This window comes from Pseudooceanicola aestuariicola (genome assembly GCF_045763785.1).
Lineage (GTDB): Bacteria > Pseudomonadota > Alphaproteobacteria > Rhodobacterales > Rhodobacteraceae > Pseudooceanicola.
On the sequence record NZ_JBJGSF010000001.1, the window covers coordinates 1,131,907 to 1,145,489 of the forward strand.

Annotated in this window: 13 protein-coding genes; 8 read left to right on the forward strand and 5 right to left on the reverse strand. The window is 61.8% G+C overall.

Annotated features, from left to right (window positions below):
- Positions 1 to 25 precede the first annotated feature (25 nt).
- From ACI3GR_RS05145 to ACI3GR_RS05165, 5 genes are read left to right on the forward strand one after another with little or no spacing between them, the layout of a single operon-like run.
- Complete coding sequence (locus ACI3GR_RS05145; protein ID WP_407493007.1) at positions 26 to 967, forward strand: ABC transporter permease; 942 nt, start codon at positions 26 to 28, stop codon at positions 965 to 967.
- Positions 964 to 1,785 (forward strand): ABC transporter permease, encoded by an 822-nt coding sequence (locus ACI3GR_RS05150; protein WP_407493008.1) that lies wholly within the window; start codon positions 964 to 966, stop codon positions 1,783 to 1,785. The genes ACI3GR_RS05145 and ACI3GR_RS05150 overlap by 4 nt, the downstream gene beginning before the upstream one ends.
- The gene (locus ACI3GR_RS05155) at positions 1,779 to 3,596 is read left to right on the forward strand and encodes an ABC transporter ATP-binding protein (protein WP_407493603.1); all 1,818 of its coding nucleotides are present in this window, start codon (positions 1,779 to 1,781) and stop codon (positions 3,594 to 3,596) included. The genes ACI3GR_RS05150 and ACI3GR_RS05155 overlap by 7 nt, the downstream gene beginning before the upstream one ends.
- A 3-nt stretch (positions 3,597 to 3,599) precedes the next feature.
- The gene (locus tag ACI3GR_RS05160; RefSeq protein ID WP_407493009.1) at positions 3,600 to 4,766 is read left to right on the forward strand and encodes a M20 aminoacylase family protein; all 1,167 of its coding nucleotides are present in this window, start codon (positions 3,600 to 3,602) and stop codon (positions 4,764 to 4,766) included.
- On the forward strand, positions 4,763 to 5,689 hold the full coding sequence (locus ACI3GR_RS05165; protein WP_407493010.1) for an acetamidase/formamidase family protein: 927 nt from the start codon (positions 4,763 to 4,765) through the stop codon (positions 5,687 to 5,689). The genes ACI3GR_RS05160 and ACI3GR_RS05165 overlap by 4 nt, the downstream gene beginning before the upstream one ends.
- A gap of 16 nt (positions 5,690 to 5,705) precedes the next feature.
- On the opposite strand, the gene ACI3GR_RS05170 is transcribed toward ACI3GR_RS05165, so the two are convergent.
- From ACI3GR_RS05170 to ACI3GR_RS05190, 5 genes are all read right to left on the reverse strand, one after another.
- On the reverse strand, positions 5,706 to 6,434 hold the full coding sequence (locus tag ACI3GR_RS05170) for an NAD(P)H-dependent oxidoreductase (protein WP_407493011.1): 729 nt from the start codon (positions 6,432 to 6,434) through the stop codon (positions 5,706 to 5,708).
- Between the two features lie 10 nt (positions 6,435 to 6,444).
- Positions 6,445 to 7,716, reverse strand: a complete 1,272-nt coding sequence (locus ACI3GR_RS05175; protein ID WP_407493012.1) for a TRAP transporter large permease — start codon at positions 7,714 to 7,716, stop codon at positions 6,445 to 6,447.
- Complete coding sequence (locus tag ACI3GR_RS05180; RefSeq protein ID WP_407493013.1) at positions 7,713 to 8,285, reverse strand: TRAP transporter small permease; 573 nt, start codon at positions 8,283 to 8,285, stop codon at positions 7,713 to 7,715. Before ACI3GR_RS05180 ends, ACI3GR_RS05175 begins: the two co-directional genes overlap by 4 nt.
- A gap of 69 nt (positions 8,286 to 8,354) precedes the next feature.
- Positions 8,355 to 9,353: a TRAP transporter substrate-binding protein gene (locus ACI3GR_RS05185; RefSeq protein ID WP_407493014.1), complete on the reverse strand. Its 999-nt coding sequence runs from the start codon at positions 9,351 to 9,353 to the stop codon at positions 8,355 to 8,357.
- An 81-nt stretch (positions 9,354 to 9,434) separates the two neighbouring features.
- Positions 9,435 to 10,340 (reverse strand): cupin domain-containing protein, encoded by a 906-nt coding sequence (locus ACI3GR_RS05190; RefSeq protein WP_407493015.1) that lies wholly within the window; start codon positions 10,338 to 10,340, stop codon positions 9,435 to 9,437.
- A gap of 289 nt (positions 10,341 to 10,629) precedes the next feature.
- On the opposite strand from ACI3GR_RS05190, the gene ACI3GR_RS05195 reads away from it, so the two are divergent.
- From ACI3GR_RS05195 to ACI3GR_RS05205, 3 genes are all read left to right on the forward strand, one after another.
- The gene (locus ACI3GR_RS05195) at positions 10,630 to 11,409 is read left to right on the forward strand and encodes an IclR family transcriptional regulator (protein ID WP_407493016.1); all 780 of its coding nucleotides are present in this window, start codon (positions 10,630 to 10,632) and stop codon (positions 11,407 to 11,409) included.
- A 214-nt stretch (positions 11,410 to 11,623) separates the two neighbouring features.
- Positions 11,624 to 12,544 carry a DUF6282 family protein gene (locus ACI3GR_RS05200; RefSeq protein WP_407493017.1) on the forward strand — a complete coding sequence of 307 codons (921 nt, stop codon included), beginning with the start codon at positions 11,624 to 11,626 and terminating at the stop codon, positions 12,542 to 12,544.
- 7 nt (positions 12,545 to 12,551) lie between these two features.
- Positions 12,552 to 13,304 (forward strand): HpcH/HpaI aldolase family protein, encoded by a 753-nt coding sequence (locus tag ACI3GR_RS05205; protein ID WP_407493018.1) that lies wholly within the window; start codon positions 12,552 to 12,554, stop codon positions 13,302 to 13,304.
- The last annotated feature ends 279 nt before the right edge of the window (positions 13,305 to 13,583 follow it).

A 13,583-nucleotide genomic window follows, 5' to 3' on the forward strand; every position in this document is an offset into this window, starting at 1 on the left:
GACACACTGCCATCCGGGGGTCTTTATGGGCTATCTGATAAACCGGCTTTTGTCGGTCGCGCTGACGCTTTTCCTGATTTCGGTGATCACCTTCGCCGTGACAAACATCCTGCCCGGGGACGTGGCCATGATGATCATGGGCACCCAGTCGAACCCCGAGGCATTGGCCGGGCTGCGCGAAAGCCTTGGCCTGAACGATCCCCTGCCGATCCAGTATCTGCGGTGGATCGGCGGAATGCTGACCGGGGACTGGGGCACATCGCTGGTGTTCAAAGAAGCGATCGGACCGCTGATTGCACAAAAGGTCGTCGCAAGCGGCGTGATCGTCGTCATGTCGATGACCATCGCGCTGGCCTGCGCCATCCCTCTGGGGGTCTGGGCGGCCGTCCATCGCGACCGCTGGCAGGATAGCTCTGCCTCGACCGCCGCGCTGGTGGGCGTATCGCTGCCGGACTTTTTCTGGGGGATCATGTTGATCCTGCTGTTTGCCCGCTACCTTGGCTGGCTGCCCTCCAGCGGCTTTATTCACCCCGCCGATGATCTGATGGGGGCTGTGCGCCACGCCTTCCTGCCGTCGCTGGCGCTGGGCCTTGGGCTGATGGCGCACCTGACCCGCATGACCCGCGCCACCATGACCGGCATCATGGGGCAGGAATTCATCCGCGTCGCCCGCGCCAAAGGTCTGCCCGAACGCACCGTTGTCTGGCGCTATGGTCTGGCCAATGCCATCGGTCCGGTGATGACGGTCGCAGGGCTTCAGGTCGGATACCTTTTTGGGTCGATCATCGTGATCGAAAGCCTCTTTAACTTCACCGGTATGGGCTGGTTGACCTATCAGGCGCTGCTGAACCGTGACATGCCGCTGATCCAGGCCTCGGTCTTCGTGATCGCCGCCGTGGTGATGCTGGCGAACCTCCTTGTCGATCTTCTTTATGTACTTATCGACCCGCGCATAAGGCTGGCATGATGAAAGCGCTTCTGAAACCCAAGGGTCTGATCGGCGGTGGCATCGTGCTGACCATCATTGCCATCGCGATCTTCGCCCCGATCTTCATTCCCGACAAATGGGCCACCGCCATGGACATGCGCGCCCGCCTGTCTGGCCCGACTCTGTCGCATATCATGGGCACGGATCAGCTTGGCCGGGATTTGTTCTACCGCGTCATGCTGGGCACCCAGACGTCCATCCTGATCGCCGGATCAGCGGTTGTAATGAGCATCGTGATCGGCCTGCCTTTGGGCGTGATCTCTGGCTATTACGGCGGGTTGACTGACAACGTGCTGATGCGGCTGGTCGATACGCTCTTGTCGTTCCCCGCGCTGCTTCTGGCGCTGACGATTTCTGCGGTGCTGGGCCCGAACCTGACCAACACCGTTATCGCCATCGGCATCGCCTTTACACCCTTTCTGGCCCGGATCATCCGGGGCGAGGCGCTGCGCGTCGCCCAGATGCCCTATGTCGAAGCGGCGCGCGCCGCAGGGACGACCGATTTGAAGATGATCGTCTTCCACGTGCTGCCCAACATCATGCCCGCGATCATCGTGCAGGGGACGATTTCGCTGGCTTTTGCCATTCTGGCCGAAGCAGGGCTGTCCTTCCTTGGTCTTGGCACCCAGCCGCCTGACGCAAGCTGGGGTCTGATGATCCAGGCCAGCCGCAACTATCTGGACGTCGCCCCTTGGACGGCACTGGTGCCCGGGGCGGCGGTGGCGATCACTGTGCTGGGGCTGAACATGTTCGGCGACGTGCTGCGCGACGTATTGGACCCGAGGACCGCATCATGAACCAGCCCATCGTTTCCATCGACCACCTGCGGGTCACCTTCGGCAAAGGCGAAGACACAGTCGCCGCAGTCAAGGACGTCAGCTTTTCGATCAAACCCGGCGAAACCGTCTGCGTCGTGGGCGAGTCTGGATCCGGCAAATCCGTTACATCCCTGTCGCTGATGCGGCTGGTGGAATTCGGCGGCGGATCGATCGTCGACGGGCGGCTTAGCCTGATGCGGGAAAGCGGGCCCTTGGACCTAGCCGCCGCCGACCCCGAAACCATGCGCGAGGTGCGCGGCAACGACATCGGCATGATCTTTCAAGAGCCGATGACCTCGCTCAATCCGGTGTTCACCATCGAACGGCAGATGACCGATGGCTTGCGGATGCACCGCGGCCTGACCGGGGCTGCGGCGCGGGACAAGGCGCTGCAACTGTTGAAAGACGTGCGTATCCCTGAACCTGAACGCCGCCTGCGCCAGTACCCGCATGAACTGTCGGGCGGGATGCGCCAGCGTGTGGTCATCGCCATCGCCATGGCATGCGAGCCGCGCCTGCTGATCGCGGACGAACCCACAACTGCGCTGGATGTGACCATTCAGGCCGAGATCTTGGCGCTGATTAACCGGCTTAAGCGGGAAAAGGGCATGGCGGTGATGTTCATCACCCACGACATGGCCGTCGTCGCCCAGATCGCCGACCGGGTCGTCGTGATGTTTCGCGGCGACGTGGTCGAAGAAGGCCCGGTCGAGGAAATCTTTGCCAACCCCAAGGCCGACTATACCAAGTCGCTGCTGGCCGCCGTGCCCCGGTTGGGGGAAATGCGCGGCAAGGCGGCGCCGGAACCCCTTCGGCTGGTCGGCGATACGACTGACCCGGTCCCACTGACCCCGAAAGACACGCCAGAGCCGCTGCTGGAGGTGAAGAACCTCAAGACCTATTTCCCGGTCAAAGGCGGGGCGTTCCGGCGGCATATCTCGAACGTGCACGCGGTCGAGGACGTGTCGTTCACCGTGAATAAGGGCGAAACCCTGTCGCTGGTGGGCGAATCCGGATGTGGCAAGTCCAGCACCGGGCGGTCGATCCTGCGGCTGACCGAACCGACCTCGGGCTCTGTCATGCTTGACCGGCAGGATGTGCTGTCGCGCAATGATCGTGACCTTCGCAAGCTGCGCCGCGATATGCAGATGATCTTTCAGGATCCCTTTGCATCGCTGAACCCCTACATGCGGCTGTCGGCGCAGGTGGCCGAGCCGATCAAGAACTTCGGCCTCGCCTCGGGCACCGAACTGACCGATAGGGTCGCCGCGTTGTTCGACCGGGTGGAACTGCCCCGCAGCTATATGAAACGCTTCCCGCACGAACTGTCCGGGGGGCAACGACAGCGGATCGCCATCGCCCGCGCCCTGTCGGTCAGCCCCAAGCTGATCGTCGCGGACGAGGCGGTGTCGGCGCTCGATGTTTCGGTGCAGGCGCAGGTGCTGAACCTGATGATGGAGCTTCAGGCAGACCTTGGGCTGTCATTCCTGTTTATCAGTCACGACATGGCCGTTGTTGAACGGGTCAGCCACCACGTCGCGGTGATGTATTTGGGCCGGATTGTCGAGATCGGGCCGCGTGCCGCGATCTTTGAGAACCCGCAGCACAGCTATACCAAATCGCTCATGTCGGCGGTTCCCATCGCCGATCCCAGCACCCGCAAACTGGAAGGTGATCTGAACTTCAAACCGATCCCGTCACCGATCCATCCCCTTAGCTATACGCCCGCGCCGTCGGTCTACGACACCGTCGCACCCGGGCATCTCGTACTTAGACAGGACCAGGACTAACCTATGCCAATCCGTAATCGCCTTTCCGAAATGCACGCCGACATCACCGAATGGCGTCGCGATTTCCACATGCACCCCGAGGTTCTGTATGAAACCGAACGCACTGCCGCCGTCGTCGCGGACAAACTGCGCGCCTTTGGCTGTGACGAGGTCGTCACCGGCATTGGCCGCACAGGTGTCGTCGGTCTGATCCGGGGTAAGACGGATACATCCGGCAAGGTCGTCGGTCTGCGTGCGGACATGGACGCGCTGCCGATTTATGAGGCGACGGGGAAGGACTATGCCTCGACCACGCCGGGCAAGATGCACGCCTGCGGCCACGACGGGCATACCGCCATGCTGCTGGGCGCCGCGCAATATCTGGCCGAGACGCGGAATTTCGACGGCACTGTCGCGGTCGTCTTCCAGCCCGCCGAAGAAGGCGGGGCAGGGGCGCTCGCCATGGTCGAAGACGGTCTGATCGACCGCTTCGGCATTTCCGAGATATACGGGATGCACAACCTACCCGACCTGCCCGCAGGCGAATTTGAAATCCGGGCGGGAGCGTTTTATGCCGCCATCGACCTGTTCGAAGTGACCCTGACAGGCAAGGGCGGTCACGCGGCCATGCCGTCGACCTGCATTGACACGACCGTCGCCGGATCGGCCGTGGTGATGAACTTGCAGCACATCGTGTCGCGCAACACCAGCCCGCACCAACCCGCGGTTCTGTCGATCACATCGTTCCGCACGGAATCCGACGCCTTCAACGTCATCCCCGAAACCGTCACCCTGCGCGGAACGATCCGCACCTTCGACGCCGCCGTGCGCGAAAACATCAAGTCGCGCATCGCCGAGGTCGCGTCGATGACCATGCAGACCTACGGCGGCACGGCCGAAGTCACATGGACCGAAAACGGCTATCCCGTGATGTCGAACCACGAGGTCGAAACGGACCACGCTGCCAAGGCCGCCACGCGCGTGGCCGGCGCCTGCTCCACGGATGCGGCGGCGACCACGGGGGGCGAAGATTTCGCCTTTATGCTAGAGGCCTGCCCGGGCGCCTACATCCACATCGGCAACGGGCCAAGCGCTGGGCTGCACCACCCAAGCTATGATTTCAACGACGAGATCATCCCGGCCGGCACGTCCTTCTGGGTGGAACTGGCCGAAGAAAGGCTACGCGCATGACAACCGTCCACGCCGGGGCCGACACCTGTCACTGGGGGTTTTTCGACGCAACGCTGCCGCCCGTGGCGACGATCGATAGCGGTGACGAGGTCACGATCCACACCGTGTCGGGCGGCCCCGACGTCCTGCCCGGCGATGGCTTTCATGTCCCGCCTGAACTGCACGACGTGCATGCCAAAGGCCAGACCATGCGCGGTCACATCCTGACGGGACCGGTCGCGGTGTCCGGCGCAAAGCCGGGCGATGTGCTTCAGGTGGATATCCTTGATGTGCGGCTGCGGCAGGATTGGGGCTACAACTTCATCCGTCCGTTGGCGGGCACTCTGCCCAATGATTTCGACGCCTATCACCTGACCAACATCCCACTGGATGCGGACCGGGGCGTCGCGACCCTACCATGGGGGCTGGAACTGCCGTTGAACCCTTTCTTCGGGGTGATGGGCGTCGCGCCGCCGCCGCACTGGGGGCGCGTATCAACGATTGAGCCGCGCGTCTTTGGTGGCAACATCGACAACAAGGAACTGGTTGCGGGCACGACGCTTTATCTGCCGGTTCAGACCGACGGCGCGCTGTTTTCCTGCGGGGACGGCCATGGTGCGCAGGGTGACGGTGAGGTCTGTATCACCGCCGTTGAAACCGCGCTGACGGGCCGGTTCCGCCTGACGATTAGGCCTGATCTTGGGCTGAGCTATCCGCAGGCGGAAACGCCCTCGCATGTGATCACCATGGGCATGGACCCGGACCTTGACCGATGCACCGAAATGGCGCTGCGGGATATGATCACGCTGGTGTCGTCGCGCGCAGGGATCACCCGCGAAGAGGCTTATATGCTGTGCAGCCTCGCCGGAGATTTGCGGATCACCCAAACGGTCAATGGCTGCAAAGGGGTTCATATGATGATGGCGAAATCGCTGCTGGCGTAAGACGCCCAACCGTCGCTTAGCCGTTGCGCGCCCAGGCCCCGCCTTCGGATTGCTCCAGCGCCGATTTCCAATGCTCTGACCGGGTCACCGGCTTCGATGCCATGCGAAGCGCGGCTTGCGCGACGGTGTCCAGATAGGCCTGTCGCGCGTCGTCATCGACCCGCGGCGCGGCGTAGGCCACGCACAGGTCTTCGACCTCGAACCCCATGTATTCCAGCGCCAGACGGCGCACCGGCATCAGCAGCGGATCGATCGGGCCATAAACCCCTTCGTCGGAAAACCTCTCGGGCGTGCCGCCGGTGGTGACGCTGATCATGGCGCGGCGGCCACGGAACAATCCGGTGTCGAACCGGGCGCCATCGACATAGGCAAAGCCATAGCTCAGCACTCTGTCGATCCAGCCTTTCAGCAGGGCAGGCGGGCCGCCCCACCAGATCGGGAATTGCAGGATGATATTGTCGGCCGCCGCCACCAGCGCCTGTTGCCGCGCGATGTCATCCGCGTAGGACTGGGTCCGCGCCGCGTGCATCTGTTCGCCCTGTACGTGAAACCGGCTGTCATCCGCGCGTGAGGTCACGTCATGCGGCCCCACATCCGCGCGGAACCCTTCGGCGGCCAGATCGGTGATCGTCACCTCATGCCCCGCCGCCCGCAAGGCATGCGCCGCCGCATGGGCAAGCGCATGGTTGAAAGAGGCCGGATCAGGATGGGCCAGAACGATCAGGACATTTCGACGGTCAGTCATGGCAGATCCTTCAGAACAGCGCGCGCGGGATGAACAGCGTCAGTTGCGGGATCAGGGCGATCAGGGCCAGCACGATCAGACAGATGCCGATCAGAGGCAGGGCCTCGCGGATCACGCGCGTCACCGGTTCCCCCGAGATGGCTGAGGCAATGAACAGCAGGATCCCCACCGGCGGCGTGGCCATGCCGACCACCACGTTCAGAACGACGACCGTGCCGAATTGCACCGGGTCCATGCCGATCAGCGCCTGAAACTTCAACAGGATCGGCATGGTCAGGATCAGGATCGATATCGGTTCCAGAAACATGCCAAGGATCAGCAGGAAGATGTTCAGCAGCAGCAGGATCAACCACGGGTTTTCGGTGATCGACAACATCAGATCGGCGATCAACTGCGGCACCTGTTCCAGCGTAAAGACAAACGACACGATGGACGCCATCGACGTGATAAACAGGATCGACGACGACACCAGCGCTGTGGCGATCAGGGCCTCCCACACTCGGGTCATCGTCAGGTCGCGGTAGATAAAGCCGATGATCAACGCATAGCCTACGGCGACGGCGGCGGCTTCGGTCGGGGTGAAGATGCCGCCCTTGATGCCGACCAGAATGATCAGCGGCAGGATCAGCGCGGGCAGGGTGCGTTTGGTGGCGGCCAGACGGTCGCGTGCGCCCATCTTGGGGGTCACCGGGAACCCGTCGCGCTTGGCCCGCCAGCTGGCATAGAGCAACAGGCCGGTCGCAATGCCGATCCCCGGCACGACGCCCGCAAGGAACAGCTGCCCAATCGACGCGCCGGACAGCACCCCGTAGATAATCATCGTGATCGACGGCGGGATGATCGGCCCCATAACGGAACTGACCGCAATCAGAGCTGAGGCATAGGCCGGCGGCATTCCCTGTTTCGACATCGACGGGATCAGGATTGCGCCCAAGGCCGACGCCTCGGCCGTGGCAGAGCCAGAGATACCAGCAAAGAACCCCGACGACAGGATCGATACGGATGACATGCCGCCGCGGCGGTGGCCTACCATGGCGCGGGCAAAGGTCACGATCCGTTCGGTCACACCGCCGACGTTCATCAGCGCGCCTGCCAGCAGGAATAACGGGATCGTCAGCAGGACGAACTGGTCAATGCCTGCGATCATCCGCTGCGGCAGCATCAGCATCATCATGCCATTGCCCGACAGCAGCAGATAGGCCGTGCCGCCGATCCCAAGCGCCAGCGCAATCGGAATGCCAGAGGCCAGAAAGCCCGCAAATAGAATAAAGAAACTGCTCATCGCGCGGGGGCCTCGGGCATGGGTTTGGGGTCGTCGATATTGTCGATCAACTGGCGGCGGTAGGTGACGATCAGATCGGCCACCACATGGAAGGACATCAGCACCAGCCCCACCGTGACCGAGACATAGACCCACCGGATGGACAGGCCCAAGGCCTCTCCGGTCAGGGACGTCCAGATGAAGTCCAGCGCCGGGATGGTCTGCCGATCAAAGCGCGACGCAAAATCATAGCCGTACCACGCCATCACCAGCAGGAACGCAAGGATCGGCACCGCCATGACGGCCCGAAGGATCCAGCGCCCGCGCGGCGGCAGGGCAGAGGGTACGAAATCCAGCGTCACGAATTCGCCGCGCGAATAGGCAAGGCCAAGGACAAGGAAAGTCTGCCAGATCAGAAGGTAGCGGCAAAGCTCTTCCGCCCAGATCAGGCTGCCGCCCAGAACGTAGCGGAAAAACACCTGCGTGATCATGATGGCCACGATCAGCGCCATACAGGTGCCTGCCAATAGTCGGATCACTTTGACATAGCCTGCCACAATTCGGGCGAGGGCCCCGGGGCTGTCGGTCATATGTCTGGCCCTCCTGTTGTGCGAACCGGGCGGCGATCGCGCGCCGCCCGGTCATTAGAGTATGATATCTTAGGACGCGGAATTGGCTGCGGCGACCAGACCTGCGATCAGCGGGTCTTTGGCGGCCCATTCTTCGGTCATGGGGGCCACTTTGGCCTTCATGTCGTCCAGATCGGTCAGATCAACGATCTCAACGCCTTTGGACTTCAGCTCTTCCCGGCCTTCAAGGTCTTGGGTCTTCGCATAGTCCAGCGTTTTCGAGATCGAGCGCAGGCCCGCTTCGGTGACGACGGCCTTTTCTTCGTCGTTCAACCCGTCCCAGAACCGCTGCGACATCAGTGTGGACATGTGCCACGGATAATGGCCGGTCAGGGTAAAGTTCTTGCCGACCTCCCACAGGTTTTCACCCAGCATCGAGGACACGTTGATTTCAACCGCGTCGATGACACCGGTTTCCAGCGCGCCGTAGACCTCACCATAGGGCAGGCCGACCGGTGCGGTGCCGACGGTTTCCCAGATTTGCTTGTGCAGCGGCACAGGCACGATACGGGTTTTCAGACCTGCGAAATCGGGCACCGACGACACGGCGTTTTTGGCCGACAGGAAGTTCCGCTGCCCGGTGTCTGCGGTGGCCAGTGCGATCAGGCCAGCCTCGGCCAGATCGGCCTGAATGGCCTGACCCGCAGCACCAAGCGCCAGTTCGCCAAAGTGATCGTAATCCCGGACAAGGAACGGCAACTGCCATGCGTTCATGCCCTGACGGCCGGTCACCAGCGGGATCAGAACGCCCGACACGGCGGTCACGTCCATCGTACCCGCAACGGTGCCTTCCAGCAGCTGCTTGTCATCGCCTAACTGACGGTTGGGGAAAATCTGCACGTTGAAGCCGCCGGGCATCAGCTCTTCCAGACCTTCGGCAAAGCTGGTCGCCAGCACATGACCCGGGTGCACTTCGTTCGCCGCGTGGGCGATGCGCATGGTTTTGCCGGCGGCGCGGGCCACGTGGGGCATTGCAAGGGTCGCGCCGAAGGCGGCGGTGGTCTGCAGTAGGGTACGTCTGTTAATCATCTAAGTTTCCTCCCTTAGGATTTGGTGGGCCTGACAGGGTCATTGGTCAGGCACGATAAACAATGTGGTGAAGGGGCCGGATCACTCTGGCATGGGGTAGTCGTAGGCGTTCAGAACCCAGCCGGGTTTCATCGAAAAATCTTCGCGCGGCGGGCTAAAGATATCGACCAGCAGGTTTGATCCTTCGCCGGTGGCTCGGGTTGTGTGGATCACCGGCGGCGGGATCACCAGCATCGAAGGCGATCCCATCTGCAACGCCTGATCGTCTTTCCAATCCGCCATGTCGCTGGTCCAGGTCCAGCGCAGGTAGTGGGTGAACTCACCACTCAGCGCCAGCGATCCCTGTTCAAAATCGTCATGGTGATGCGGCGACATCTTGGACGGATCGCGCGGGCCATCGAAGGGTTCTAGCACGTTCACCATCAGGGTCGTGCAGCGGAAGATGCGACCAAAGCGGCCTTCTTCTTTGGGAACGTCCAGCGAATAGTGGCGCACTTTCCACCCGCCAGTGGGTTCGGGCCACGGCTGGAACGGCGGGATATGGCTGCGCGGCGTGTCATAACCACGGGCGTTGCCGCAGGCCTCGGCCAGATCCTTGGTCTGGGTCGAAAACAGACGGACGATTTCGCCACCTTCTGGGATCGTCACCTGACTGTCGCCAGCCGGGACAAAGGCGATGGAAAAGCCGGGGATCTTGGTCGTCGTGCCATCCCAGGTGATCGTGCCGCCCGCCTTGGGGAACAGCACGCAATATTCATCGCCCTGACCTTGGCGTTCAAACACGGCGCCGGGGGTCGCGTCCGAATAGGCGACAAGGAAGTTGTGCCCACGGTGCAGCCACGTCTTGCCCGTCGCATCGTCGATCTGCGGCGCGGTCTCATAAAACCGGGCGTCCTGCGCTTCGGCGACAAGGCCGGTCTGATTCAGCATGCTGCCAGAGGTGGCAGGGGCAAGGGACGCGCGCGGGTCAGACTTGTCGTACATCATCATCCTTTCCGGGCCGCAGGGGCGACCAGCTGTGTCGTGCCGCATCAGCGGCTGGGGAAGGCTGGGGCAGGGGCGTGGTCCGGCGAGCGTGCTGGGGGCGTTGCGCCCTTACGCTCTGGCCTATCCTCCGTGCCCGGGTCTCCTCCCTGGCGAAAATATGTTACGCTGTGCGATACAGCGTTCTTGATAACGGAACATATTTGCGCGATGTTCGCAATGTCAAGCAATTCTGTGGTCCCGTTTCACAGCAAGGCCTGATAGGAGAGGGCAGCGATGGAGGAAGCCGACAGTGAGCGTTGAAAGTCCTGAGAAAACAGACACGATCCAAAGTGTCGCCATGGCGTTGCAGGTCTTGGAAACCTTGGCCAATGCAAACGGGGACATGGGCGTAACCGCTTTGGCGTCGGCGTTGAACACCACGAAAAGCCGTATCCACCGCCACCTGCGCACGCTTGTGTCGCTTGGCTATATCTCGCAATCCGAACAGACCGAACGCTATCGGATCGGGTCGCGCCTCATCGCTTTGGGACGTGCGGCTTCGGGTTCGGCTGATTTCACATCCGTTGCCATGCCGCACATGCGGGACCTGCGCGACGAAACCGGACAGGCCGTCAGTCTGGGGCAGGTCGAAGAGGGGGGGATCCGCATCCTCAACACGCTTCACGGCACGATGCAGATCGAAGTCGGGGTTAGGCCCGGATCATTGCTGGGATTCCACAATTCGGCGCAGGGCAAGGTGGTTCTGGCCTCTGTTCCCGCAGCCCGTCGCGAGGAACTGATCCCCGCCACGATCGCCAAGGCCACGGATTTCACGATCACCGACCATGCCGCCCTGATCCGCCATATCGAAGATGTGGCGGCCCAAGGCTATGCCACGGCGCCGAATGAAACGATGCTGGGGCTGAACGCTTTGGCCTGTCCGATCTTCAATGCCGAGGGCGAGCCGGTGATCACCATCGCGATCGTCAGCCTGACGCAATACATCGGCACGCCGCCAGACCCGGCCCAGATCGCCGCGGTGAAAACCGCCGCCGCCCGCATCTCGGCCGAGCTGGGCTATACCCGCTGATCTTTTCGCAAATCATTTCCGACATCTTCGTCCCCTAAGGGCAGGGCGCCCTATGGGGTGGGCTGTGCGTTGTCGGGGCTGACAGCCTCTGGCGAGGCACCCGCTTGACATGCACGAAGGGGAATTCTATCCGTTACATCGTTCTGCTCAGCGAAACGTTGGTTCGCTAAGCGTGACGACGCGAGTAACACAACTGCCCGAGGGAGGATCGGCCATGACGGATGTTGAAACGATTGCAAAAGAGGACTCGGCGCGGATTGGCGAGATTCTGAAGGGGGCGGTCGATCCGCACGTTCATTCCGGCCCATCCATGGCGCCGCGGGCGATTGACCATCTGGATCTGGCGCGGGTCTATTCCGACGCAGGCTTTGCCGCGATGGTGTCCAAGGACCACGATTACTCTGGCGTGATGTGCGCCAAGCTGATCGAAGATCATCACCCCGAACTGACGACCAAGGTCTTTTCCGGCATCGTCCTGAACAACGTGGTCGGCGGCATCAACCCCTACGCGGTCGAACATACCGGTGCCTGCGGCGGCAAGATCGTCTGGCTGCCGACCTTGGCCGCCGAAAACCATCTGGAATGGGAAAAATCATCGGGCTGGCAGCATCCGGCGACGACGCAGAAAATGCGCCACGCCACGGCGGTGCCCCTGTTCGACGGTGATAAGCTTCGCCCCGAGGTTCTGGACCTGCTGGATGTCATGGCGGCCACGGGCATGGCGCTGGCCAGCGGCCATATCCACGTATCCGAAACCAAGGTAGTCTTTGCCGAGGCGAAAAAGCGCGGCGTTGAACGGCTGATCTTTACCCACCCAGAAGACATCGTGGGCGCGTCGATGGACGACACCAAGGAAATCGCCGACATGGGGGCTTATGTCGAACATTCGCTGGCGTTCTTCCTAGAAGGGTCCAAGTTCCGCACCCGGAGCAACGAAGACCTGAAAGCCTTTATCGATCTGGTGGGCGCTGAAAAGACGATCCTGTGTTCCGATCTGGGGCAGGTCGGCACCCTCAGCCCGTTGGAGGGCTTTCAACTGGGCGTCGCGACCTGTCTGTCCCTTGGGTATTCCGATGATCAGATCAGGGCTATGACCGCGACGAATGCTGCGGATGTCATCGGGCTGGAGGGGTGATCGCACCATGACCCGTTCGCTGAAATCCCGCATCCGCAACAAAGAGCTTTTGATCGGCACTTTCATCAAGACGCCAGCCCCGCATACCGTTGAAATCCTTGGGCATGCAGGTCTGGACTTTGCCGTGATCGATCAGGAGCACGCGCCGATCTCGATCTCTCAGATGGATATGATGGCCTTGGCCGGGCGGGCGGTGGGATTGCCGCTGCTGTCGCGTCGGTGGGGCAAGGGGCGCGATTGGATCGCCCCGTTGCTGGACCTTGGGCTGGACGGCGTCATGGTGCCCCACGTGATGGACGCCGCCGACGCCGAGGCGGTCTGTGACGCCATCAAATATTCCCGTGGGAAACGCGGGCTGTCGCCATCGCCGCGCGCGGGCAACTATGGTGGCATGTCGATTCCCGTCTATCAGAACACCTCTGACGCACGTTCGATCGCCATGGTGCAGATCGAAGACGCCAGCGCGCTGGATCACCTTGATGCCATCGCCGCGATCGAAGACGTGGATATGATGTTCATCGGGCCTGCCGACCTGTCACAATCCATGGGCTGCGCCTTCCCCTCGGACGACCTGACCGCCGCCATCGACCGCATTATCGACGCGGGTAAACGTGCCGGGATGGCCATCGGCCTGTTCGTCGGCGACGCCAGCCATATTCCGGCATGGCACGAAAAGGGCGTCACGCTGTTTGTGTGCGGGTCTGATCAGGCGATGCTACGAAAATCCGCGACGCAACTAACGGCTGTCAAAGAGAGCTGAGGCGCCACGCGCCCAATTAGTGGCCCGCGTTTAAGCAATATTGAACGGCCCGAAGGCAACGCGTCATCGGGTCGTGGGTAAAGTGGTTTGCCTTGCTGCGCAATCTCTGGGCGATACCCTGTTTAGGGTTTCAATTTCTGAGGTTAGGCACAGACCACGCTAATCGGCGAGGCGCGTCATTGATCGGCCCTGAGTGGTAAAAGTACTTTACCCGAATATACTTATCGAAAAGATGCATGATATTTTGACTCTCATGCACTGACCGACGCATAAACATCT